Below are 20,630 nucleotides of genomic sequence, written 5' to 3'. Positions count from 1 at the left end.
GTCAGGCTCCAAGCATGGTATCGAGCACCGGCACGCCGCCCGCGCGGGTCTCGGAAAGGAGGCGAGCCGCATCGGCGCCGTCCTTCGCTGCGGGCATCATCGCGGCGGCCTGCTCCATCTGCTGCTGCTGGGCGCGCTGGGCGCGGATCTCGTCGACCGCGTTCTTGTCGCGCAGGGCCTTGCCGGTGACGCCCAGGCGCTCGAAGTATTCGCGGGTGATCTCGTCCTCGTCGATGTTGTCGAGCACCTGCGGCTTGGCGCCCGCGACGTTGCCGACGAACCCGACGGCGCGTTCGAGCTGGCCGATGCCGACGGCGCGCTGCATCTGGGCGAGGATGGGGACGAACTCGACGCCGATCTCGGCGCCAGGCATCTCGGCGAGCGAATCGGGTGCCGGCGGCAGGAGCCGGCCGCGCGACATGATGCCGAAAGTGCGGTCGATCACGACCTGCAGCTTTTCGTTGCTGGCGCGCTCGACTACGGGGCCGAGCTGGGTCAGCTTCTCCTCGTTGCGGCTCGCGATCTCTTCCATGTTGCGCGGCTGGATGCCGCGCATGTTGGTGATGGCGTTGAACAGGTCAGCGAACGAGAGGCCGTCGATCTGCAGGCGGCACTTCTCGATCTCCTGGCTGATGGCATCGACCGCCTGATAAGGCATCTGGTACGCGGGCATCGCCGAGTACTGATCCATCGCCTGACCAACGCTGATGACGTTGCCGGGCTGGCCTGTGAGGCGAACGCCCTGCTTCGCCAGCATCTCCGGCTTCACCAAGCGGTCGATGGCCTCGTTGCGGCGCTTGGCCTGCATCTGCAGCTCGCGCAGCGCGGGCAGGCATTCCATGCCGGGCGACACACCATAGGTATCGCCGCCGACGACGTCCCAGCGCGGCGCCCAAAACGGCTGTTCGTCATAGCCGCGCACGTCGATGATGGCGTCGGCCGCATCGCCGTCCCACCAGTAGACAGATCGCCACGCCTTCGAACCGATTCGCATGGGATTGTGCGACGGGTTCGGCTCGATGAGGTTGAAGTACGTGAACGTCTCGTCGCCGCGATTACCCTTGTAGGCATCCATGATCAGCTGCGGCGTCTTCGACTTGAACGTCTGGACGATCTGCCGCGCCGTCATGGTGCATTCGCGGGCGAGCGTATCCGGCACCAGCGCGTCGGACAGGGCGATCCAGTATTCGCCAGCGGTCAGACTGTGGCACACGGCGCCGTGGAACCAGTGCTCCACCATGACGCACGCCTCAGTGCCGAACAGGCCCATCTCGCCGTAACCGGCTTTGGCCGCGCCGTAGAAGTTTGTGCGAGCGAGGAAGGCGTCGATCGCCTTGTCGCACTCCGCGAGCCAGGTGCGCACGCCGGGGAGCGCATTCAGCTCCTCGTTCGCCATCTTGAGCACCTTCCACGGCCGCGAGGCCGAGGTCAGGCCCGACGTCATGCCGTTGGTCAGCGTGCGGAAAGCCTCGATGCCGTGCGGATCGAACAGCTTGTTGTTGCGGATGCGCCGCTTGGTGCCCTTGTTCTGGTCACTGCCGAGGAAGCGCGAGCGCGCCGGCTGCGCAAAGCGGGCGATGTCGTTCCACTCCGCCACGTAATCGGCGCGGACTGACTTCATCGCCCTCAGGCGTTGGTCGCAATGCTCGCGCAGCTTCTCCATCAGCCGAGCGTCGGCGTCCCGACCGACGGCGAGCCGATGGTGCCCTGCGGCGACGTCATCAGCCCAGCGATGATCGCGCGGCGCTGGCGGCTGTTGTCGGTCGAGCCCTCAGGCGCGCCGTTGTCCGGCAGCTTCATCGCCTGCCGCTCAGGGACAGACGCGATGTCGGGTGTGCTGGTGCACATCAGCGTGCTCCCATGATGAGCCCGGCGAAGCCAAGGGCGAGGATGAAGCAGATGCCGAGGTGGAAGGCCTGGCGCTCGAACTCGATTAGGTCGGCGCGCGAGAGCCTGGCGCGGTCCTGGATCATCACGACGACGATCCAGAGCCACATGCCGCCGCTGTAAAGGGCGGCCAGCAGCAGCGCTGCGATGAGCAGGGCGGCGAACACTAGTCCACCAGCTCCCAGTCTTCCGCGAGCACATCGCTCTGCGACGCGAGCCAGGGCACGACAGTGTCCTGCGCCGTTTTCATGTCGATGTGCGGCTGATAGCTGATGGTCGTGCCCTCGGGGTAGATCCCGAGGAGAGGTGCGCGGTTTACCTGAAACTGCGAACCGGGGACGAGGAAGAGGAACATCCCCTTGCCGTTCCAGCCCTCGCGGGCGACACGGCGGCCCGCCTTGAGGGCCATGATAGCTGCGCCGAAGTCCATGAATGCCTCCTGTGGTCAGGAGGCGGTATGCGTCGGGTCAGCTGGGCGTTGAATCGCCGCGAGAATTGCCGCGCGGAATATACAGGCGCATCTCTTCGCCCATTATCTGAGATAGCCCGGGAAGTTCGTCACGCAACGCATTTGCTAGATTCGCTATCTTCTCCTTTTGTTGATAATACTTCGATGACGGCATCAATCTTTTAGCCTCCGAGCTGGCAAGCTGAAGGAGAATAATCCGTTCTTTTACAATTGCGTCAGCGCGCTTCGAAACTTCTCGTATTTCATTTCTGACATCACCGGCAAACAAGAACTCCGCTTCTTCAAGCCGGTCACTTATTTCCTGAGCGGTCTCGAAAGATGCCTCAAAATCGAATGGCACGGATGTCGTTTCACGAACGTATGCTTGGCACGCCTTAAACACCGCGAGGCGGCGATCATACAAGTCAGCTCGAAGTTTCGCTCGCTCGACTTCCACCTGATGATCCATAATGTCCGCTTGCCTGCCGGTAATTCGCGCCTGCTCCTCCGTGACTTTAACCTGGCGGCGACCGATCACGACCGCTCCTGTCACGGCAGAGACGCCGGTCGTTAGTGTGGCGAACGCTTCCCAAGTGAATGAAGACCATAAAACCGAACAAACCACACGACCCCCGCGTCAAAGCCCCTAGTAAGGTTCATATGCGGGCCGCAAAGGCGCCGGGCAAGGCGGTACCTAAAGCTCCTCATACCGATCACGGATACGCGGCACTGGCGGCATGGGCATGAGCTGCATCTCGATGCCCGCCTCCCAGCGGCGGCGCAGCAGATCCATGTTTCGCCCGATCCACTCGTCGTCGTAGCCCTTGGGCGCGAGCTGGGCGAGCCAGGACTCGAACGGCAGCCTAGTCGAGTTCATCATAGCGTCCGTCGCTTCCGCCTCGTCCGTAGTTCGCAGGATTGAGATAGCCCGGCACGTTGCGGGGTGCGACAGGCTCCGCGAAGGTGCAGGCGATCGCGTCGCCATCGTCCGGGGACGACAGGCCGCGCTTCTTCATGTCCTTCTTGCGCTCCAGCATGATGGAGACGTCATCACCGCCAAAGCTGTAGAGCGGGCCGGTGAGATCGTCCTCAAGCACCTGGTCATCGGGGATGCACCCGGTGCGCAGCCAGTCGCGCAGGTTCGTCCAGATCTCGGTGCGCTTGTTGTAGACGTTGGTGGGCGAGCCGTTGAACATGGCCTGGCGGACTTTCGTGGAGCCGAACCACACCTCGAACACCGGGATGTCGGGCAGTAGCTGGCGCAGGCGGTCGATGATAGCCGCGCCGATGTTGCCAGCATCCACCATGATCGCATCGGGGTGCTCGGACTGTGCTTGGAGCGCGACGTCGGCCGCGATCGTCATGCTGTCCATGTGATGCCACCGCTTCCACGGCCGCGTGCGCGCGTCGCGGCCGCAGCGCTTGGCGAGCACGCTGGTGTCGTCGCCGAAGCGGGCGCAGTCGAGGCCATAGATCAGCGGTTCGGTGCCCAGCATGACCGGGATCGGGCGGCGCTGGGCTTCCTGCACCAGCTCGGAGCCGATGAACTGCATCGAGGACGCGGACGGGAACATGCCGCGCACGCGCACCTTGGCGATGTCGCTGTTCTCGCCGTAGGTGTCGACGATCTCCTGCAGGTACTTCTTGTTCGTGCCCTCGACCGTGCGGCTGTCGATCTGCTTCGTCTTCCAGAGCTTCCGGTTCTTGCCGAAGCACTCGCGGAAGTCGCCGGTGTTCTGGGTCGGGTTCCCGAAGGCGAGCCAGATGATCTCGGTGTTGGCGTCGGTGAGCGCGCCGAGGGCGACCTCCCACACGGCCGGCGGGATACCGGACGCCTCGTCAAAGATCAGGATGATCCGCTTGCCCTCGTTGTGAAGGCCCGCGAATGCTTCGGTGTTGTGCTCCGACCAGGTGGCGAGGTCGAGGCGCCAGCCCTTGTCGTGCCCGACCATGGTGGACGCGATCGACGTCGCGTTGACCTTGAACCAGTCGTTGTTGATGGCGAGGCGGAACCACTTGGCGATTTCCGGCCCCGTCTTGGTGAGGAGCTGGCCTTCGGTGTTGGCCGTCACCACGATGCGCGTATCAACGCAGGTATCCATGCCCCACTTGGCGAGCATGGAGATGAGCGCCGACTTGCCGATACCGTGGCCCGAGGCGATGCCGATGCGCAGGGGATCGAACCGCGTCTCGGGATTGCTCAGGTGGTCGCGGATCTCGCCCATGACCCAGCGCTGCCACTCGCGCGGGCCCTCCTTGTCGGCCAGCTCGGTCCCCGCCTTGCCCCACGGATAGGCGTACATCGCGTGGCCGAGCGGGTCGTGCGTGAACGCGCCGATGTCCTCGGCGACCTGACGCTTGAAATCAGCCTTCTGCAGTTTAGCCGCGGTTGCCAATGGCACGCTCCCGTGCGGCCGCAAGGACGGCGGCAAGGTCGTCGGTTACCTCCAGCTCCAGCTTGTCCTTGAACATGCCGAGGTGGCGCGCGACGTTCTCCAGCGCCTTGTCCTGATTGCGCATCTGGATCTCGAAGCCTGACTGCGTGAGCTTCACCCCGGCGTAGAGCAGGCGCGCAGCACCCTTGAGGTGGCGCGTATCCTTCCCATGCACCTCCGCCTTGCCCTCGCCGAAGCATTGCGGGCAACCGGGATGCGGGTCAGCCTTGTTGTCGTAGCCGAAGCCGCCGTCGTCCTTGGGGATGGCCTTCGGGCCGTCGTCTGCGGCCGTCGACATAGCCAGGCGCACCGAGGCGGTGAACTCCTCGACGTCGATCCATTGGAACTGGTGGCCCTCGCCATGGCAGTACCGGCAGCACGTGCGGCGGAACTGCACCACGTCGTTCGGATCGGCGGTGGCGATCATCCACCACCGTTCCAGCACCATGTCCTGCGTGATCTCGGTGCGTTCGCTCAACGCCTCCCGCGCCGCCGCGATAGCCGCTTGAACCTTGGGATTTCTTAGCAATTTCGAGGCGCTGGCCTCGGCGCTGTTGCCCCGCGCGCGATATCCCGCGCGGATGTAGGCCGCCGTCGCGTTCAGATCGACAAGGAACTCCTCGACGAACCGCTCCTGTTTTGGCTGGAGTTTCACCGAGGAGCGCCCTCCGGTAGCGGCGGGAGATGTCCCGCGTCACGTAGGCGCGCGATCTCAGCCGACACGACTTCGTTCGCCCAGCGCTGCAGATCATAAACGCACCGGCGGTGCCAGTGCTCGATGAGCTCGCCCGTCAGCGGCTCCGGTGCCACGAACGGCTCCATATCAGATCGCCCCTCGGCTCACGCGCACCTTGCCACCCGCGCGAGAGCCCGCGCCGCAGCCGCGCGGCACGTGGGCACTGGTCGTCTTCTGGTTCGGCGCCTTCATGGTCCAATGGCCCGTAGCGCAGATCTTCACCTGCCTGAATCGCTGGAACCGGATCACCGTGATAAGCCCGCGATCCTCAAGCCGCTTCACGATGCTGGGCGACGTCGACGACGACTCGGCGCCGATCAGCTCGTTGAGGTCGAGATAGTTCGGGCACGCCTCGCCCGCCTCTGCCACGCGGCAAAGCTCGTCATAGATGATGGTCTCGTTCGGCGTCATTTCCGTGCCGGTGCGCGGATTGATGGAGCGCATGGTCATTCCCCCTCGTAGTATCTGCTGGATTCGCTGCCCCGACCGTATCGACCAAGGCCATGCCGCCGGATCTGGCGACGGTATTGCTCAACCGGCATCACGGTCACGACGACACCGGCGTTGATCAGGATGCGATGGCCCGTTCCGAGCCGGACATACCGCGCGCCGAACGCGGCAGCGGCCTCGATCAGCGGGGTTGATAGGGCGGCGCGCGCCTCCTCGTAGCTGACCATACGGACCCGCTCGCGATAGCGGTCCAGCGCGTGGGCGCTGACGCGGATCATGCCCGTACCCGCGATGTGTACCGGCCATCCTCTTCCCGCCGAAGGTGCGAGCGCGTCTCAGCGATCTTCAGCCAGCTGACCGGCAGCGTATCGATCTCCGCCTGCTCGACCTCACCGGCCGCGAGGCGAGCCATCATCTCATCGAACCGGGCTTGCCGCTCATGGCGTACGGCGGCCGATGCCTCGCGCCGCACGCGCACCGCCTCGTCACTACGCTCCCAACGCGACAGGATCGCGATGCACTCGGCCGTGCTCGGGTAGAACCGGCAGGTGCGCAGAGCTTCTGCGACCATGAACTCGATGGCGTCCTTGGGGCGCACTCCGATCGCGATCTGGTAGGCGCGGACTCGAAGCTTGCCGCCTAGCTCGTCGTCCCGGCGGCGAGGGAGAACATCCAGCATCAGAAGAGACTGTGCGAGGAACTGGGCATCGGCCTGGGCAATGGCGGGCAACGGCGCGAACGCAACGGCCTGTGCGGTAGCCAGCTGGCTATTTGTGAGCCGGGCGACCAGTGCCGAAGGCGAGTTGCTCAAGCTCGGTTCGAAAACCGTCCGCGGGCGGGGAAGAACGGCTGGCAGAACCTCGCCAAGCGTCCGGGTCTGCGTTGGGTGATTGGCCATGTCTGTCATTGCGGGTTTCCCTCGGGTCGTATGCTCCAGCCCATCCACGGGCGACGATTTCCTGCAGCAGGCGGCCAGGCGGCCACTCGTCGTCGACCAACACCTCGACGGCCTGCACGAATTTGCGGTGCGCCGTCGCGGTGTTGGTCAGGCCCCGCGTCTTCCGGTTCTTGAGCAGATCGGCCCAGACGCTCGGCTCCGCCCAGTCGGGGCACGGAAAATCCTTCGGAAATCGGTGGGCCTTACGCGGGCGCGGAGATTCCCCCTCCGGGTGGGTATGGGTGGGTGGGGTTTGTTGGGGGGTCTGGGGGGAAGAAAGGGGAGGGAGGGAAAGGGAGGTGTTGTCCGGGATGTCCTGTGACGTCCCGTGACAGGGCGTGACGTCACGTGACGTCACGTGACATGCTTCCGAAGCCTTCTCATCGGCGCGCTGCTTTGCCTTACGGCGGCGCTCGCCATCCCGGCGCTGCTCCAGCACCTTCTGTTCGGCGAGCAGCATCGCCACCTCGCCAACGAGGTCGGCGGGCGTTCCTGCATGGATGAGGCGGGCGAGAAGATCGCTCAAAACGAGACCTCCACCCGCCCCGGCTTCACCGGATCGGCGTATTTGTAGACCGGCACAAAGCGACGGTCGTTGACCTTGAGAGCCTCGGCGATCCCGTCGAAGATCGGCTTCATGCGGTTGGCGAAGTTGGTGCGATCACTGCGCCTGTTGGGCGGGTAGAACGTAACGGTGATTACGATATCGCCGTCGGCTGGAAGGCCTGACACCTTGGCAACGAGCGTCGCGGCGAACGCCCATGCGCGCCACTTCTTCGTGAGCTTCGCCTTGCTGGCCCAGTGTACGCCTTCGGCGTGTCCTGAGAGCGACGACGGCGGGAAGGGGAGGGTGATCACCCGCGCACCCCCATGAGCATGTCCAGCTCCTGGGGCGAGCGCGCGAACTTGGTGACACAGGGCGCCTCCGCCATCCAAGCCGTGACGAACGCGGGATCGCGCATGTTCACGAAGAAGGTTGCGCGCACGGCATGGATCACGGTGCTGTGATCCATGTCATTGAGATAGCGGCCAACCTGCGGATAGCTGTTGCCCCGGGCGCGAAGCACTGCCGCCGTGAACTGGCGGACACGAGCGATGGGACGCTTACGTGACCCTCCCAGCAGCGCCTCTGCAGTGAGATCGAACCTCCGCGCGCAGCGCTCAATCACCTCGCGATGGTTGCGCGCCGACGTGTTGATGGGCTCGTCGTCCATGCTCCGGCCGGGCGGAGCGAACTCCGCAGCCGGGGCTGGCGCGGCTGGCACAGGAAGCGTGAACGGATCGACGACGATATGCGCGGCAAGCTGGGCAAAGACCTCGTCAGGATCTTCATCCGGGATGTCGGAGGAAAGGCCCGCCTCTTCCTGAAACTCCTCCGGCGCGCGCATGGATTTGCGATGCTCGACCAGGCGCTCCCAGTCGCTGCGCCACTGGCGGATGTTCTCGATCGGCGGTGCCGAGGAGAACCGATCCATGACGCGGGCGCGCACGGTCGATGGATCTCGAATATACCGGATCAGCCGCTGCGCGTAGCCGTTGGCCGTCGACGGTTCCTCGTCGGTGAACCCGCTGCTCGCGAACCATTCGGTCGTGGTGTAGACCTGCGGAGTGTAAGCTGTAGCCATAGTCGCCTCAGAACATCATCATCTGGGGATCGCGGCTGTTGGCGATCCATTCGGTGCGCGCGGCGACGGCGCGCTCGTGGGCGGCATCGGCGGCGATGATCTCCGCCTCCAGGGCGGCCATCTTCTTGCGCGCGCGGCGGCGACGCTTCTCGGCAAGCGCGACGACCTGCTCCAGCCCCTCCAGCGTCGGGGCCGGCGTCGGAATCTCGGAAAGGCGATCATCCCCCACCATCGTCCTACTCCCCGACGTAGCTTTGAAGCATGGTGATGGTCTCGCGCGCCTCGTCCTTGCTCTCGGCATCGTCGCGGTGACAGAACTCGCCATCCTCAAGGCGCCGCGCCACTCCAGCCGCGAACGTCGCGGTGGCGGCCATGGCCCGCACCGCACATGCGGTCTCCGCTCCATCCCTCTCGACCAGCCGCAAGCTCGTGCCGCCGATCAGGAAGTCAGCATAGTGGCGGGGTAGCTCGTCCAGCAGTGCCACCAGCACGTGACCGGGCAAGGTCGTGCCTCGTGCCCAGCGCCGAATATCCCGAGCCTCTTCATCCACCTTGCGGGCGAGATCGTGGACAGCCTCAGAGCCGCCCGCCCGCTCGATCTTGCGAACGACCTCGGCGAGCCTGTCAGCCAAATTTTGCTGCGATGCAGAAATGCCAGCCATGTTTTTGATGCACCTGCGAAGTAGAGGGAGCCCATGAGGGCGAACGAAACGAAAACCTGTGATCGGCCGGCAGTCAGCCGGAGCGGCGTCGGCGCGCAGCCAGCCGCACCAGCAGCGGCCCCGCGACGACATCGAGCACGAGCCAGAGAAGGATGGCGGCCCCGGCCCACTTCATGCGCCAGCCGCCCAGCGGTATCCGCGCCCACGCACGAAGGTGACGGGGCAGCGCTCGCCGAGCGCCTTGCGGATCATGCGGTAGCGGTACGCCAGCTCACCCTCGCCCACGCCGGGCATATCGTGATGGGTGACGTACTCGCCGTTGCCGCGGGCGATGGCGTAGAGCGCGAGCGAAGGCCCGCCCCGGAGCGGCTGGCACTCGCCGTCGTGGTAGATCATGCCAGGCAGCAGCGCCCAGCGGCCGCGCTCAATCAGGGCACCGTCGCTGATGTCGCGCTTGCAGTGGGGGCAGAGCGCCGTCATGCGCCCATTCCTCGCGATGCGGAGGAAATCCGAAACCGATCCCAGTCAGCCGTGATCCAGCCACGAATACGCTCGCGCATCACTTCGGAAGCGCCGCCTTGCATCACAGCGAAGTCGATGATCTCCTCACGGATCATCTCGCGAATGCGCTGGTCGGACTCCGCGCTCGCCGCCCCCCGGGACGGACGCAGCATCTCGGGCTTCATCATGTCGGCGGCGGCGCCTCTATGATCGACCTCCTCGATTTCCGACGTCTTGCATCCTCGCATCGCAGTAATTGCGTCGAAGAGGGGAGAGACCTGCACGTCAGCGAGCAGCGCGGCCGAAGCGAGCCACCGATCGTGCCTGAGTGCGTCACGTTTCATCGCGCGGCGATCCACGAAAGTCTCGAGACCGGTAGCGCGGCGGGGTTTGCGGCGGCGCGTCACGCGTCTTCCCCTTCGCGCCTGATGCCGAACTCGGGATCGATCACCACGCGCCAGCCGCTCACCGGCCGCTCGATGCGGATCTGCCCGCTCGCTTCCAGGCGCTTGAGGCAGGCCGCACCAGCCGCAGCCCCGCGCGCGCCGATGGCGGCGGCGATAGCGTCGTTCGACGGGCAGGCCGTGCGCCGGAAGATCAGCTGCAGCGCCGCATGGTCCGTCGCGTCTCGGGTGCGAGGTCTCATGCAGTCTGCCTCGGCCGGACCGTGTTCATCAACCAATCGCTGCTGATCGACGAAAGGTCTTTCGCGTGAGCCATCCGAATGATGTCGGGCCAGTATTCAACGGGAATGCGGTTCCCGATCTTCCATTGCCCGACGCGCACTGCTGTGCAGCCCTCGATCCCGTTGGCGACGGCAGTGTTCCCGCCGAGGGCGTCGATAAGCGCCCGGTGAGTGCTAGGTTTCATAGCCACGAACTACCACTCGCTAGTTTTTCTAGCAATAGGATTTCTAGCGTCGAGGTGGGCTATGCCGTGGAAATGACAGACGACGATTTATCGAGCCCTGGCAGGCGCCTCGCATGGGCTCGAACGCAGGCCGGATTTAAGAGCAAGGCGGCGGCAGCCAAAGCCGTTAAAATGAACGAGGTGAGCTATCGGGCGTTGGAGAACGATCAACACGGCTTCACGAAGCACGCGGCCCAGCTCGCCCAAGCCTTCAACGTTCCTGTCTTGTGGCTACTTGAGGGCGGCCATAACCAATCACCTGCAGACAAGTGGGCTCAAAAAGCACAACTCCTCCCGCAAGGAATTGAAAGCGTAGGCGACGAGAACGTCGTCACCCTACGCTCGTTCGACCTCAGCTACGCGATGGGGCCAGGCACCAACATCGACGACTATGTCGAGGAGGGGACGTACAAGTTCGACCCGGACATGCTCTCCCGCCTTACCCGCGCGCCCCACGAGAAGCTTTTCGTGGCCCGGGGCGACGGCGACAGCATGTTCCCGACGCTCATGAACGACGACACCGTAGTCATCGACACGACTCAGCGCGTGGTGAACCTGCGGGATCGTATATGGGCGTGCTCCATCCACGGCGCCGGGGCGATCAAACGTCTTCGTCCAGCCGCCGATGGCAAGGTGGAAATCATTTCCGATAACCCTGCGGTGAAAGATGATTTGGTCGATGCGACGGACATTCACATTGTTGGCCGCGTCATTTGGCTTGGTCGCCGGGTTTAAGGTTTGCTGAAAAATACGGAAACATTCCATTCGGCCAACGTTAACCCTTCGTACGGCATACGATTATCGCAAAGGTGCTTGTGACATAGGCACCGGTAACCTATACCCAGTACGTGCAGAGGGAGATTGACATGCGCATCCGTGAAGGCGTTGGCGGCTAACCCGCTAATGAGCGTAATCACCACCAGTTATCAGTTTTGGCATACCTACGGCTCCGACATTCAAAACGGGGCCGTAGTTTTGTCCGCCATCGCCGCATTTGCGGTGATCAACGATAACCGCGCGCTGGCGAAGCGTCGCGGAACGATGGACCTCATACTTCACCAGGAGTCCGATCGCGAACTCGTTGATGCGCGCACCGAGTTCAACAAGATCAAGGCTGGTGACGTGCGGCCATCAACGTACGGCAAATCGGACCGAATCAACGACAAGGAGGCGCAGTACATCAGGCGCGTCCTGAACGTTCACGAATTGACCGCCGTGGCGATCCAGCAGGGCGTCATCGACGAGTGCGTGTACCGTACCTGGTTCAACACCACGTACATCAAGGACTATGAGGCGATGAAAGATTACATCGTCCAGGCCCGCATAACGTACGGCAACCCCTGCGCATTTTCCGAATTCGAAGCGACCGCAATACGCTGGAAAGAGGATCGCGCATGGGGAGCGCCGCCGTCCATCATCAAGCGGAAATGGAAGGCGCTCAAAGGCATCTTCACTGCCTGATGCCGCCCCAGCAATCCCTCGCCGTCGTCGGCATGGCGTTCCCGAACAAGGGGCGCGGGCCGACGCGGCAGTTTGAGATCGCCATGTGCGATCCAGGCGATCCGGTCGAGCTGCGACCCGAGCCCAAAAACCCCGCCGACGAACGCGCGATCGCCGTCTACTCCGAACGTGGGGTCCAGATGGGATACCTGCGCGCCGAGCACGCCTATCGCATGGGTAAGCACATGGCGGCCGGGCACACGATCACAGCCATTTTCCAGGAGGCGACGAAGTACGGGGCGGCGATCCGCGTCGCCTTCGATGACGAGGAGCCCGCGCTCCCGACACCACGGCGCGAAGTTACTTCCGAATCAGTGGTAGAGAATGACGACGGTTTCTGGCCGGACCCCGTCTGGGACGACTGATAGGTACGATAGAAAAGCTATTGACGCGCTAGAAAACCTAGCGTAGCATTCTCTCCATCAGGGCACACCGCCCTTGTGGAGACAGCCGATGCAGTGCGCATCCTCACTCACCGTCACCCGTGGCACCGCGACCGGCAGCGAGACTGCTGTGTTTGTCGAGCGCCGGGCCGCCGATAACGACCGCGTCGACGCGGCGCGGGTTATCGCGAACCTTCTGAGCGCACTCGAACTGCAGGGCGTGAAGCCCGAGTACGCGCTCGATTACGCCATCATCGCGGCGGAGATGACGCTCGAAGACTGGGGCTTCGACGTTCCCAGCGCGATCAAGGCCCGGATGGCGTCGTGAAGATCCCGCGCCTCCGCACCCGCAACGGCCGGTTCCTGCGCAAGCTGGTTCCGACCCCGGCCGATCAGCACTGCTGGCTCATCTGGTCGATCAAGTGGCACATGTGGCACCGGCGCGGCTCGACGGGTGGCGCCAGCGGATACACCCGCGACATCGCCGAGGCCGGACTGTTCCCGTTCTCGAAGGCCAGCGCCTACCACGACGGCATCGTGAACGAGGCTTTCCACGCCTCGGAGAAGGTCGACCTCGTGTCGATGCGCATGGAAGACGTGCGCCGACTGCTGACCGGCCTCGAACAGAAGCGCGACGCCGCGCAGGCGGTGGCGGCGTGATCCGCCTTACTCTCACCAACGGCCGCACCGAGATCTTCGACAACGCCTTCGACATGATGATGTTCGTGGCTAGCCGGATGGGAGTGCTGTGATGCGCTGGCTTTACGCTCTCGTGCTCACCGTCGGCCTCGCGATGCTGTTCGGTATCGACGCCTGGTCGCATCAGCTGACCGAGGAGAACGAGCGGGCGCGCGCGTTCATCCTGTCGGATGCCTTCTGGCTGACGCTCGGCGGCGGGATCGCTGCGGCCGTCGCGTCGATGGGCTCCCTCTTCCTCCTTTGCCTTTTTGTCCCGAGCCGATCGGGTCGCAACGTGCCGGAGCGCGGCGAATGATCGCGCCCGGCACGCCTCTCTCCCAAAGCGCCGGCCGGAACTCCCCCACCCCCCGCGTTCCGGAAGTCCCCACCTTGCCCGCGGCCTCCGGTGCTGCCGCGGGCACCCTTCATCTGACCCAGGCCGAGGAGGAGCGCGTCGCCGCGCATGTCCGCCGCGTCTGGAAGGGGGTGACCGGCCTGCCGGAGGTGCCCAGCTCCGAACAGCTTGCCGCCCTGATTTCCATCGCTCTGCGCAAGGCCCGCGACGAGATCGCCGGGCGCGCCCACTGACACCCAGCCGAGAGGTATCCCTGTCATGATCCAAGTTGACCGCAAGCAGTTCTCCCGCGCCCTCGATCTGGCGGCGGCCGTCGTTGCCAGCCGCTGGACCATCCCCATCCTTGGCAATCTCAAGGTCAGCGCAAACGGCGTGCTCCGCCTCGAAGGCACCGACCTCGACAACTGGACCTGCGCCGAGATGCCTTACACCGGCGATGCGGGCGACTTCACGTTGCCCCAGCCGCGCCTGGTCCGCAGCGCCATCAATACGGCGGGCGGGGACACCGTGTCGCTCAAGCCTGACGAGGGCGCGGCGGTGCGACTGGAGGCCGGAAAGCTGGCGAGTGATCTGGGCACCTTGCCCGCCGACGACTTCCCGTTCCCCGATCGCGTCGGGATCGAGGAGTTCGGCGCGACGCTGGGTGCGGGCGAACTCAAGCAGCTCAAGCGCGTGATGGCGGCCATCAGCACCGAGGAGACGCGCTACTACCTCAACGGCGTGTGCGTCCGTCACCTGTCGGACTGGACCTATCGCTTCGCCGCGACCGACGGCCACCGCCTGCTCGTCGTCGATATTCCCCTGCCGGATGCAGACGGGGTAATCCCGAACGATACGATCATCCCCCGCGCCTGGCTCAATCTGGTCATGGCCCGGTTCGCCCGCACCAAGGACGGCGTGCGCTTCTCCTACGGCCGCACGATGGTGCCGAACAAGGAAGGCCCCACGCTTCCCCTGCAGGCTGGCGGCACGCGTATCGCCATGCGCGGCGATCTCGACGGCATCGGCTTCTCGGTCACGGGCAAGCTGGTTGACGGCAAGTACCCGGACTATCATCGGATCATCCCCACCGACCTCAAATACTTCGCACGCTTTCGCCGCGCCGACTTGGTGCAGGCCGTCCACGCGGTGGCCGCGCTGAACATCGGCAAGTACCGCGCGGTGAAGCTGACGTTCCCCAAGGGGAAGATCTGCTGCGAGCTAGTCAGTGCCGATCTCGGCAAGAGCGTCTTCGACATCGAGGCCGAGCACGACGTGCCCAAGGACGTCGAGCACATCGGGTTCAACGGCCGCTACCTGATTGACACTCTGCAGGCACTGCAGGGCGAGGAGGTCGTGCTCCAGCTCAATGACAGCGCCGGGCCGGCATTGCTGACCGATCCGACCGACACCGCCTTCAAGGCGGTCCTCATGCCGACGAGGGTTTGAGGCGATGGCCGCCGACACCAAGATCGAATGGTGCGACCACACCTTCAACCCGTGGATCGGGTGCACGAAGGTCTCGCCGGGTTGCGATCACTGCTATGCGCAGACCCTCATGGAAGTGCGCCACAAGCGCGCCGTGTGGGGCCGCCGCCCGGTCCTGACGGGTGATGGCACGTGGTCCCAGCCGCGCAAGTGGCAGCGTCGTGCGGCGGAGTTCCGCGCCAAGCACGGCCGTCACCAGCGCGTGTTCTGCTCGTCGCTTGCCGACGTGTTCGACAACAAGGCGGATGACTCCTGGCGCGGTCGCCTCGCGGCTACCATCCTCCAAGCGCCGGATCTGGAATGGCTGCTGCTGACCAAGCGAATCGGCAACGCCGTCGACATGCTGGCGAACATGTTCTCCTACGACGTGCCCGGCAACGTCCGCATCGGCGCGACGATCGTGAACCAGGACGAGGCCGCGCGCGATCTACGCAAGGTCCGCGACGCGGCGGCGGTCACGAAGCTCAAGCCCTTCCTGTCCATGGAGCCGCTGCTCGGGCCGGTGCGCCTCGCGGATGCGGACCCGGACTGGCACCGGTACGTCGGGTGGGTGATCGTGGGCGGCGAGAGCGGTCCCGGCGCGCGTGCGATGCATCCTGACTGGGTTCGTGCCCTGCGCGATGAATGCGCCGAGGCAGGCGTGCCCTTCCTGTTCAAGCAGTGGGGCGAATTCCTGACGGTCTTCGACCGCGACGTCGAGGACCCGGACTGGCGCAACTGCGGGAGGTGGGGGCGAGCCCACCCCAAGGGGCACTGGTGGAATCTGGCTGGCGGAACTGGCTTCCACGGCGAGCGCGTCGTCTACGTTGATCTGGTCGGCAAGAAGGCCGCTGGTCGCCTGCTCGACGGCATCGAACACAACGGCTTCCCTGAGGCGATGGCCGCATGACCGACATCGAAACCCTCCACCGCTGGACTGCCCACATCACCTATCGCCGGGATGCGGGCGACGAGACGCGGCAGCACTCATTCGAGGAGATCGAACAGCTGCACGACATCGTCGAACGCGGCCCCAATTTCTACGCGATCAAGAGCATCGTCATCGTGCCGAACGGCCGGTGCGAGCCCATGACCATCGAACAGGCAGAACGCGCATGAGCTACGCGACCATGGACCACGCCGGATGGGTCGAGGAGAACAACGGCTACTGGAACGAGGGGAACAAGGCCAAGCGCGGCTTCACGCCTCGCCCCGCGAAGCTGTCGACGTTTCAGGCGAAGGTGATCGACATCTGCGGGATGGTCGGCGACGGGATCTACAACGCGCCGATCAACTGGGATCGTGTGAAATGGGGCAACCCTGACAGCGCTTGGTCCGGAATGTGGGTGCCGTGGCGCGATGGCCGCATGTCGACGTTCGACGGCAACCAGCTGACGAAGCTCGTCTTGCTCGCGCACGAGGCCCGCATCCGCGTCGAGATCCAGGCGCGGGCGAACGGGCATTTCGTTCTGTCGTTCTTCCCGCGTAGCCACGATGGCGGCTGCACGGGGCGGCATCCGAACATCGAAGACGCAGTTGCCGCCTTCCGGCGCTGGCTACCCGACGATCACCGCATTTCCTATCAGCTTCCAGCCGCCGAGGCCGCAGCATGAGCAAGCCCGCATCCTTCTTCATCGTCTGGAACCCGGAGGGCCATCGCCCGCCGCGATACCGCCACGAGGAGTTTGCCCGCGCAGAGCGTGAGGCTAAGCGCCTCGCAGCCGAGCAGCCCGGCCAGCAGTTCTTCGTCATGGAGGCGCGCGTCATGGCGACCCGGCCCGATCCTGTCGTGCTCCAGGAGTTCGAAAACTACGAAGACGGGATTCCCTTCTGATGGATCGCCAGTCCGACGAAGCCCTCCTGCGCCACGCGGTGAAGATCGCCTTGCCCCGCCGCTCGCGCGGATACCAGCCGCGCTGGGTTGCGGTGATGGACACGTTCGCCGTTGGCAGCACCGTCGCGCACGAGCTGTGCGTGCGGTTCGACCTCAACCCTGATGAAATGGTGCGCCAATGACGACCAAGGGTATCATCTTCTCCGCGCCTATGGTGCGAGCTCTGCTCGACGGCCGGAAGACGCAGACGCGACGGCTAATCAAACTGCCGCCTGCGCCTGAGCATCTTGGCGAGTGGCAGGCATCGACCGTTGGCGGGCCTGGCATCCTCGACCGGCATGGAAACGAGACGCCGGAATATCCCTGCGTTTGGCACACCCGCACCGGCGCGACGATCGTGCCGCCCTATGCCGTCGGCGACCGCCTCTATGTGCGCGAAGCATTCCGGGGACCGTATGCTTATGAGGCACACGGCTACAAACTGAAGGACTGGGGAAACAAGCCGTGTTGGTACACCGCCGACGGCGAACCTGCAGGGCGCGGTGCAGCTTTCTACTGGCCCAAGGGGCGCCCCTCCATCCACATGCCGCGCTGGGCCAGCCGCCTCTGGCTTGAGGTGACCGCCGTCCGCGTGCAGCGCCTGCAGGACATCAGCGAGGATGATGCCGAGGCCGAAGGGGCCGAACGCCTCGTGTTCGACGGAGAGGCTTTCTACGCCGGGTCCCCCGAGGGCACATACCGGTGCGGCTTCGCGGGCATCTGGTCCCACCTCCACACCGCTGAGGGGGAGCACTGGGACGATAACCCGTGGATCGTCGCCGTCACCTTCGACGTGCACCGTGGCAACATCGACCAGGTGCAGGCATGAAGCGCGCGAAGTCCGAAAAGCCCATGCTCGCCTATGCCGTTCTGGAAGAGGGCGAGAGCACCGGAGGTGTGATCTACGCGCGCTCGGCCATCGCGGCGCGGCGCGAGGGTGCCAACGAGTATGCGGACGGCGATTTCAGCTATGTCACGTGTCACCGTGCTCCATGGGCTGACGCGTACCACGGCAAAGCGCTCGACGTCGGGCTGATGATCTTGCACGGCTGGCACTTCGAGTGCTCCGGCTGCGGCGGGCGCATCGACGAGGATATGCTCGACGAGAAGCAGATCGAGCCGGACGACGTGATCGGGCACCAGCATAGCGCGGCTTATTGCGATGCCCGCTGCGAGGCAGGCGCCGCGCTGGAGAAGGCGCAAGCAGAGCATGTGCAAAAGCGCTGGCTTCGCCGGTTCGCCAAGATCGTAAAGCGCCGTTTCCCTGACGCCGTGCCCGAACTGAAGCACGCATATGCGATCCTGCGCGATGGGCGACACGTCATCGAGCAGGTGACAGTTTCGTTCGACTTCCCCGGCCGCCAGCATTGGCCCGCCGAACTGACGTGGCGGCGCAGAAGGGACTATGCGGGCGGTTACCGGCGGCGCGCCCCCCAGCCGCACGCATCAAACAAGCCGACCTGGCAGTGCGCCAGCGGCGATCGCGAGGCGTTCGAAGCCTACGCCGCAGCCACGAAGGTCCAGCCGCAGGAGCAGCCTTTATGACCGGGCGCGTCATAGTTCGCGGCGAAACCACTATCGGGGAGGGCGGGACGATCCACCACGATGACCAGCCGCTGACGTGGGGGGAGGCCGACGCCCGCGCGGGCCGTCGGCTGGACCGACGCCGAAACTGGGCATTCGTTGAGGGCAAGCTCTGTGTCACCGTTTCATGGACACAGCCGTGCTCCGGTTGCTCGTGCCCTTACGGTACGAACGAAGGCTGCGACGAGTGCGGCTATCACGGCAAGGTGCGCAGGGCCTGCTGGGCTCCCGCATCGGCTTTGGAGATCGAGGCATGACGCACGAGCGACGCGGCAAGTCAGACGAGTGGTATACTCCAAAGTATGTCTTTGACGCACTCGGGGTAGTGTTCGATCTAGATGTCGCCCATCCGCGCGACCACTCGTACACTAGCGTTCCGGCGCGCCGCTTTCTTTACGAATACGGTCTGGAAGCGGAGTGGTCCGGCTTCATCTGGATGAATCCACCTTTCGGGAACGGCGACCGGGCGAAGTTGCTCTGGATGGAGCGATTCTTCGACAATGGGGACGGTGTCGCACTCACGCCTGATCGCACGTCGGCAGGCTGGTTTCAGCAGTGCTGGCAGCGTGCGGACATGGTGATGTTCGTCTCCCCCAAGATCAAGTTCGTCGCCCCGGACGGCTCCCGCGGCGAGCAGCCCGGCAACGGAACGGTCCTTTGGGCAGCCGGGGAGCGAGGCGTGCAGGCTCTGTGCGCGGCGCACGAGCGAGGATTGGGGCAGATCGCGAGGCCCATCAGAACGGAGGCAGCATGACCGCCCAGACCATCGCCAAGAAATTCCGCAGCGCCCTGCGCACCGGGCGCGGCGCCACCTTTACCCTCACCCAGCTGCAGGAGATGGCCGGATACGGCTTTCTCAAGCGCATTGCCGAGATCGAAGCAGAAGAACTATGTCCCGTGACACCTCCCCCTTCATCGTCGGCGACTACTGGCTCGACAAGCGCCGGGACGGCAAGGCCCCGGACGTCTGGCAAATCGCCGGTCGTGAGCAGGGGCGACTTGTCTATCGAAGCACTAAGTGCCGGGATGTAGCGAAGGCCAAGGAGGCGCTGCGCACCTTCGACGCGAACCTGCGCTCGAAGACAAAGCAGGACGTCGAGGACGCGGAGCTGCTGCCCCACCTGTTCCTCTACCTCAAGGAGCACGGCCCCGACGTCCATCGGCTGGATACGGTGAAGTCGTCGTTCCGCGCGTGGATCGGGTTCTTTCGTCAGGACGAACTGGGCACGGGCGTGAAGGTGGCCGACATCTCCAAGAGCACCGTGGCTCGGTTCCGCCGCTGGCGCATGGGGCCGCACGAGTGGGACGTGCCATGGGGCGGCCGCCAGTTCCGACACATCAGCACGGGCGTGTCGGGCGAGGCGGTGCAGAGGAACATCGACGACCTGCGCGCCGCTCTGCGCCACGCCGAGGACGAGAAGCGAATCGCCGCCGCGCCGCGCATCCCGTCGGTCGACAAGACGCTGCGCTCCAAGCCGCGCAAGCTGACGCTCACCCCGGCGGAGCTGGGCGCGATCGTCGCCTATGCGGATCACGAGCCCGACGTGCAGGCCTGGCTATGGCTGTTGATCGGCACCGGCGTGCGCCCCGACGCGGGCCTCGCCTTCAATCCAGCCGCCCAGTGGCACGGCGCGGTCGCGGATATGCACCCCGTCGGCTGGCCGGAGACGAACAAGCGCAACCCGGTCGTGCCCGTGATCGAGCCCCTGCAGAAGCTGATGGCCGCATGGCCGGGCGGGAAGCCGGTGAAGTCGCGAAAGATCTGGTGGCGCACCATGCGGGCGAAACTGGGCCACCCAGTCAGCGTGATCCCCAAGACGATTCGCCACACCGTCGCGACTCACCTGCGCAGCAGCGGGGTGCCCGGCGAGCAGATCAGCGCCTTGCTCGGTCACAAGGACGAGGGCGACACGTTGGAGACGACGACCACGCGCTACGCCCACGTCGACCCGAACAAGATGAAGGCGGCGATTCGTGCGCTGGGCAAACTGTGGGATCAGGTAGAGCGCGAGGCCACCAAGTGGAGGCGTGTCCACATCGTGTCCATCACCGGAGATAACAACAAGGTGGTGGAGCGCAGGAGCAGTGAAAAACCCAAGGAGGTCGTGGGTTCGAATGGTGGGCGGTGAGGGGCTCGAACCCCCGACCCTCTCGGTGTAAACGAGATGCTCTACCAACTGAGCTAACCGCCCGCGCCTTGCGCTGGAGGCGCTATTGGCGC

Annotated in this window: 36 protein-coding genes and 1 tRNA gene; 17 read left to right on the top strand and 20 right to left on the bottom strand. The window is 64.8% G+C overall.

Going from position 1 to position 20,630, the window contains the following annotated elements; translation table 11 throughout:
• Position 1 precedes the first annotated feature (1 nt).
• From BES08_RS10985 to BES08_RS10900, 19 genes are all read right to left on the bottom strand, one after another.
• Entirely contained in the window at positions 2-1,663 is a 1,662-nt protein-coding gene (locus tag BES08_RS10985; RefSeq protein ID WP_069708284.1) for a portal protein, read from the bottom strand.
• Positions 1,663-1,848: a hypothetical protein gene (locus BES08_RS10980; RefSeq protein ID WP_069708283.1), complete on the bottom strand. Its 186-nt coding sequence runs from the start codon at positions 1,846-1,848 to the stop codon at positions 1,663-1,665. The genes BES08_RS10985 and BES08_RS10980 overlap by 1 nt, the downstream gene beginning before the upstream one ends.
• Positions 1,848-2,054: a hypothetical protein gene (locus BES08_RS10975; protein WP_069708282.1), complete on the bottom strand. Its 207-nt coding sequence runs from the start codon at positions 2,052-2,054 to the stop codon at positions 1,848-1,850. The genes BES08_RS10980 and BES08_RS10975 overlap by 1 nt, the downstream gene beginning before the upstream one ends.
• On the bottom strand, positions 2,054-2,317 hold the full coding sequence (locus BES08_RS10970) for a DUF2829 domain-containing protein (protein ID WP_069708281.1): 264 nt from the start codon (positions 2,315-2,317) through the stop codon (positions 2,054-2,056). The genes BES08_RS10975 and BES08_RS10970 overlap by 1 nt, the downstream gene beginning before the upstream one ends.
• A 37-nt stretch (positions 2,318-2,354) precedes the next feature.
• Positions 2,355-2,873 carry a hypothetical protein gene (locus tag BES08_RS10965; RefSeq protein ID WP_156799837.1) on the bottom strand — a complete coding sequence of 173 codons (519 nt, stop codon included), beginning with the start codon at positions 2,871-2,873 and terminating at the stop codon, positions 2,355-2,357.
• Between the two features lie 156 nt (positions 2,874-3,029).
• The gene (locus BES08_RS10960; RefSeq protein ID WP_156799836.1) at positions 3,030-3,212 is read right to left on the bottom strand and encodes a hypothetical protein; all 183 of its coding nucleotides are present in this window, start codon (positions 3,210-3,212) and stop codon (positions 3,030-3,032) included.
• Positions 3,199-4,731 carry a terminase gene (locus tag BES08_RS10955; protein WP_231957949.1) on the bottom strand — a complete coding sequence of 511 codons (1,533 nt, stop codon included), beginning with the start codon at positions 4,729-4,731 and terminating at the stop codon, positions 3,199-3,201. Before BES08_RS10955 ends, BES08_RS10960 begins: the two co-directional genes overlap by 14 nt.
• Complete coding sequence (locus tag BES08_RS10950) at positions 4,715-5,425, bottom strand: terminase small subunit (RefSeq protein WP_069708278.1); 711 nt, start codon at positions 5,423-5,425, stop codon at positions 4,715-4,717. Before BES08_RS10950 ends, BES08_RS10955 begins: the two co-directional genes overlap by 17 nt.
• A gap of 168 nt (positions 5,426-5,593) precedes the next feature.
• The gene (locus BES08_RS10945) at positions 5,594-5,950 is read right to left on the bottom strand and encodes a hypothetical protein (protein ID WP_231957948.1); all 357 of its coding nucleotides are present in this window, start codon (positions 5,948-5,950) and stop codon (positions 5,594-5,596) included.
• A gap of 2 nt (positions 5,951-5,952) precedes the next feature.
• A complete protein-coding gene (locus tag BES08_RS10940; RefSeq protein ID WP_069708276.1) occupies positions 5,953-6,234 on the bottom strand; it encodes a hypothetical protein in 282 nt (93 codons plus the stop codon).
• On the bottom strand, positions 6,231-6,767 hold the full coding sequence (locus BES08_RS10935; protein WP_156799835.1) for a hypothetical protein: 537 nt from the start codon (positions 6,765-6,767) through the stop codon (positions 6,231-6,233). The genes BES08_RS10940 and BES08_RS10935 overlap by 4 nt, the downstream gene beginning before the upstream one ends.
• On the bottom strand, positions 6,724-7,419 hold the full coding sequence (locus BES08_RS32815; RefSeq protein ID WP_156799834.1) for a hypothetical protein: 696 nt from the start codon (positions 7,417-7,419) through the stop codon (positions 6,724-6,726). The genes BES08_RS10935 and BES08_RS32815 overlap by 44 nt, the downstream gene beginning before the upstream one ends.
• On the bottom strand, positions 7,416-7,751 hold the full coding sequence (locus tag BES08_RS10930) for a RusA family crossover junction endodeoxyribonuclease (protein ID WP_069708274.1): 336 nt from the start codon (positions 7,749-7,751) through the stop codon (positions 7,416-7,418). The genes BES08_RS32815 and BES08_RS10930 overlap by 4 nt, the downstream gene beginning before the upstream one ends.
• Entirely contained in the window at positions 7,748-8,518 is a 771-nt protein-coding gene (locus BES08_RS10925; RefSeq protein WP_069708273.1) for a helix-turn-helix domain-containing protein, read from the bottom strand. The genes BES08_RS10930 and BES08_RS10925 overlap by 4 nt, the downstream gene beginning before the upstream one ends.
• A gap of 7 nt (positions 8,519-8,525) precedes the next feature.
• Positions 8,526-8,750, bottom strand: coding sequence for a hypothetical protein (locus BES08_RS10920; protein ID WP_069708272.1), 225 nt, complete (start codon positions 8,748-8,750; stop codon positions 8,526-8,528).
• Between the two features lie 4 nt (positions 8,751-8,754).
• Entirely contained in the window at positions 8,755-9,150 is a 396-nt protein-coding gene (locus BES08_RS10915) for a hypothetical protein (protein ID WP_156799833.1), read from the bottom strand.
• Between the two features lie 201 nt (positions 9,151-9,351).
• Positions 9,352-9,660, bottom strand: coding sequence for a winged helix-turn-helix domain-containing protein (locus BES08_RS10910; RefSeq protein WP_069708270.1), 309 nt, complete (start codon positions 9,658-9,660; stop codon positions 9,352-9,354).
• On the bottom strand, positions 9,657-10,088 hold the full coding sequence (locus BES08_RS10905) for a hypothetical protein (protein WP_156799831.1): 432 nt from the start codon (positions 10,086-10,088) through the stop codon (positions 9,657-9,659). Before BES08_RS10905 ends, BES08_RS10910 begins: the two co-directional genes overlap by 4 nt.
• Positions 10,085-10,327 (bottom strand): hypothetical protein, encoded by a 243-nt coding sequence (locus tag BES08_RS10900; RefSeq protein WP_069708268.1) that lies wholly within the window; start codon positions 10,325-10,327, stop codon positions 10,085-10,087. The genes BES08_RS10905 and BES08_RS10900 overlap by 4 nt, the downstream gene beginning before the upstream one ends.
• Positions 10,328-10,392: 65 nt before the next feature.
• Between BES08_RS10900 and BES08_RS31785 the strand changes: the two genes are divergently transcribed.
• From BES08_RS31785 to BES08_RS10810, 17 genes are all read left to right on the top strand, one after another.
• Positions 10,393-11,325: a S24 family peptidase gene (locus BES08_RS31785; protein WP_156799830.1), complete on the top strand. Its 933-nt coding sequence runs from the start codon at positions 10,393-10,395 to the stop codon at positions 11,323-11,325.
• Between the two features lie 168 nt (positions 11,326-11,493).
• Positions 11,494-12,051 carry a DUF4760 domain-containing protein gene (locus BES08_RS10885; RefSeq protein WP_083274650.1) on the top strand — a complete coding sequence of 186 codons (558 nt, stop codon included), beginning with the start codon at positions 11,494-11,496 and terminating at the stop codon, positions 12,049-12,051.
• Entirely contained in the window at positions 12,051-12,455 is a 405-nt protein-coding gene (locus BES08_RS10880) for an HIRAN domain-containing protein (RefSeq protein ID WP_069708265.1), read from the top strand. Before BES08_RS10885 ends, BES08_RS10880 begins: the two co-directional genes overlap by 1 nt.
• A gap of 88 nt (positions 12,456-12,543) precedes the next feature.
• On the top strand, positions 12,544-12,801 hold the full coding sequence (locus tag BES08_RS10875) for a hypothetical protein (protein WP_069708264.1): 258 nt from the start codon (positions 12,544-12,546) through the stop codon (positions 12,799-12,801).
• Entirely contained in the window at positions 12,798-13,133 is a 336-nt protein-coding gene (locus BES08_RS10870; RefSeq protein WP_069708263.1) for a hypothetical protein, read from the top strand. Before BES08_RS10875 ends, BES08_RS10870 begins: the two co-directional genes overlap by 4 nt.
• 91 nt (positions 13,134-13,224) lie before the next feature.
• Complete coding sequence (locus tag BES08_RS10865) at positions 13,225-13,467, top strand: hypothetical protein (protein ID WP_069708262.1); 243 nt, start codon at positions 13,225-13,227, stop codon at positions 13,465-13,467.
• The gene (locus tag BES08_RS10860; RefSeq protein WP_069708261.1) at positions 13,464-13,739 is read left to right on the top strand and encodes a hypothetical protein; all 276 of its coding nucleotides are present in this window, start codon (positions 13,464-13,466) and stop codon (positions 13,737-13,739) included. Before BES08_RS10865 ends, BES08_RS10860 begins: the two co-directional genes overlap by 4 nt.
• Positions 13,740-13,764: 25 nt before the next feature.
• On the top strand, positions 13,765-14,934 hold the full coding sequence (gene dnaN, locus BES08_RS10855) for a DNA polymerase III subunit beta (RefSeq protein WP_069708260.1): 1,170 nt from the start codon (positions 13,765-13,767) through the stop codon (positions 14,932-14,934).
• Positions 14,935-14,938: 4 nt separating this feature from the next.
• Entirely contained in the window at positions 14,939-15,862 is a 924-nt protein-coding gene (locus BES08_RS10850; protein WP_069708259.1) for a phage Gp37/Gp68 family protein, read from the top strand.
• Positions 15,859-16,071 carry a hypothetical protein gene (locus tag BES08_RS10845; RefSeq protein WP_069708258.1) on the top strand — a complete coding sequence of 71 codons (213 nt, stop codon included), beginning with the start codon at positions 15,859-15,861 and terminating at the stop codon, positions 16,069-16,071. Before BES08_RS10850 ends, BES08_RS10845 begins: the two co-directional genes overlap by 4 nt.
• Positions 16,068-16,565, top strand: coding sequence for a hypothetical protein (locus BES08_RS10840; protein ID WP_069708257.1), 498 nt, complete (start codon positions 16,068-16,070; stop codon positions 16,563-16,565). Before BES08_RS10845 ends, BES08_RS10840 begins: the two co-directional genes overlap by 4 nt.
• Entirely contained in the window at positions 16,562-16,786 is a 225-nt protein-coding gene (locus BES08_RS10835) for a hypothetical protein (RefSeq protein WP_069708256.1), read from the top strand. The genes BES08_RS10840 and BES08_RS10835 overlap by 4 nt, the downstream gene beginning before the upstream one ends.
• A complete protein-coding gene (locus BES08_RS10830; RefSeq protein ID WP_069708255.1) occupies positions 16,786-16,968 on the top strand; it encodes a hypothetical protein in 183 nt (60 codons plus the stop codon). Before BES08_RS10835 ends, BES08_RS10830 begins: the two co-directional genes overlap by 1 nt.
• The gene (locus tag BES08_RS10825) at positions 16,965-17,654 is read left to right on the top strand and encodes a hypothetical protein (RefSeq protein ID WP_069708254.1); all 690 of its coding nucleotides are present in this window, start codon (positions 16,965-16,967) and stop codon (positions 17,652-17,654) included. Before BES08_RS10830 ends, BES08_RS10825 begins: the two co-directional genes overlap by 4 nt.
• Positions 17,651-18,370 (top strand): hypothetical protein, encoded by a 720-nt coding sequence (locus tag BES08_RS10820; protein WP_083274648.1) that lies wholly within the window; start codon positions 17,651-17,653, stop codon positions 18,368-18,370. The genes BES08_RS10825 and BES08_RS10820 overlap by 4 nt, the downstream gene beginning before the upstream one ends.
• A gap of 292 nt (positions 18,371-18,662) precedes the next feature.
• Positions 18,663-19,163, top strand: a complete 501-nt coding sequence (locus BES08_RS10815) for a DNA N-6-adenine-methyltransferase (RefSeq protein ID WP_069708253.1) — start codon at positions 18,663-18,665, stop codon at positions 19,161-19,163.
• Between the two features lie 136 nt (positions 19,164-19,299).
• The gene (locus BES08_RS10810; RefSeq protein WP_069708252.1) at positions 19,300-20,538 is read left to right on the top strand and encodes a tyrosine-type recombinase/integrase; all 1,239 of its coding nucleotides are present in this window, start codon (positions 19,300-19,302) and stop codon (positions 20,536-20,538) included.
• On the opposite strand, the gene BES08_RS10805 is transcribed toward BES08_RS10810, so the two are convergent.
• Positions 20,526-20,601 (bottom strand) — tRNA-Val (locus BES08_RS10805). The genes BES08_RS10810 and BES08_RS10805 overlap by 13 nt on opposite strands.
• Between the last annotated feature and the right edge of the window lie 29 nt (positions 20,602-20,630).

The organism is Novosphingobium resinovorum (assembly GCF_001742225.1).
In the GTDB taxonomy this organism is placed as follows: Bacteria; Pseudomonadota; Alphaproteobacteria; order Sphingomonadales; family Sphingomonadaceae; genus Novosphingobium; species Novosphingobium resinovorum_A.
The sequence above is the reverse complement of the archived record's forward strand: the minus strand, read 5'-3'. Positions and strand labels throughout refer to the sequence as shown.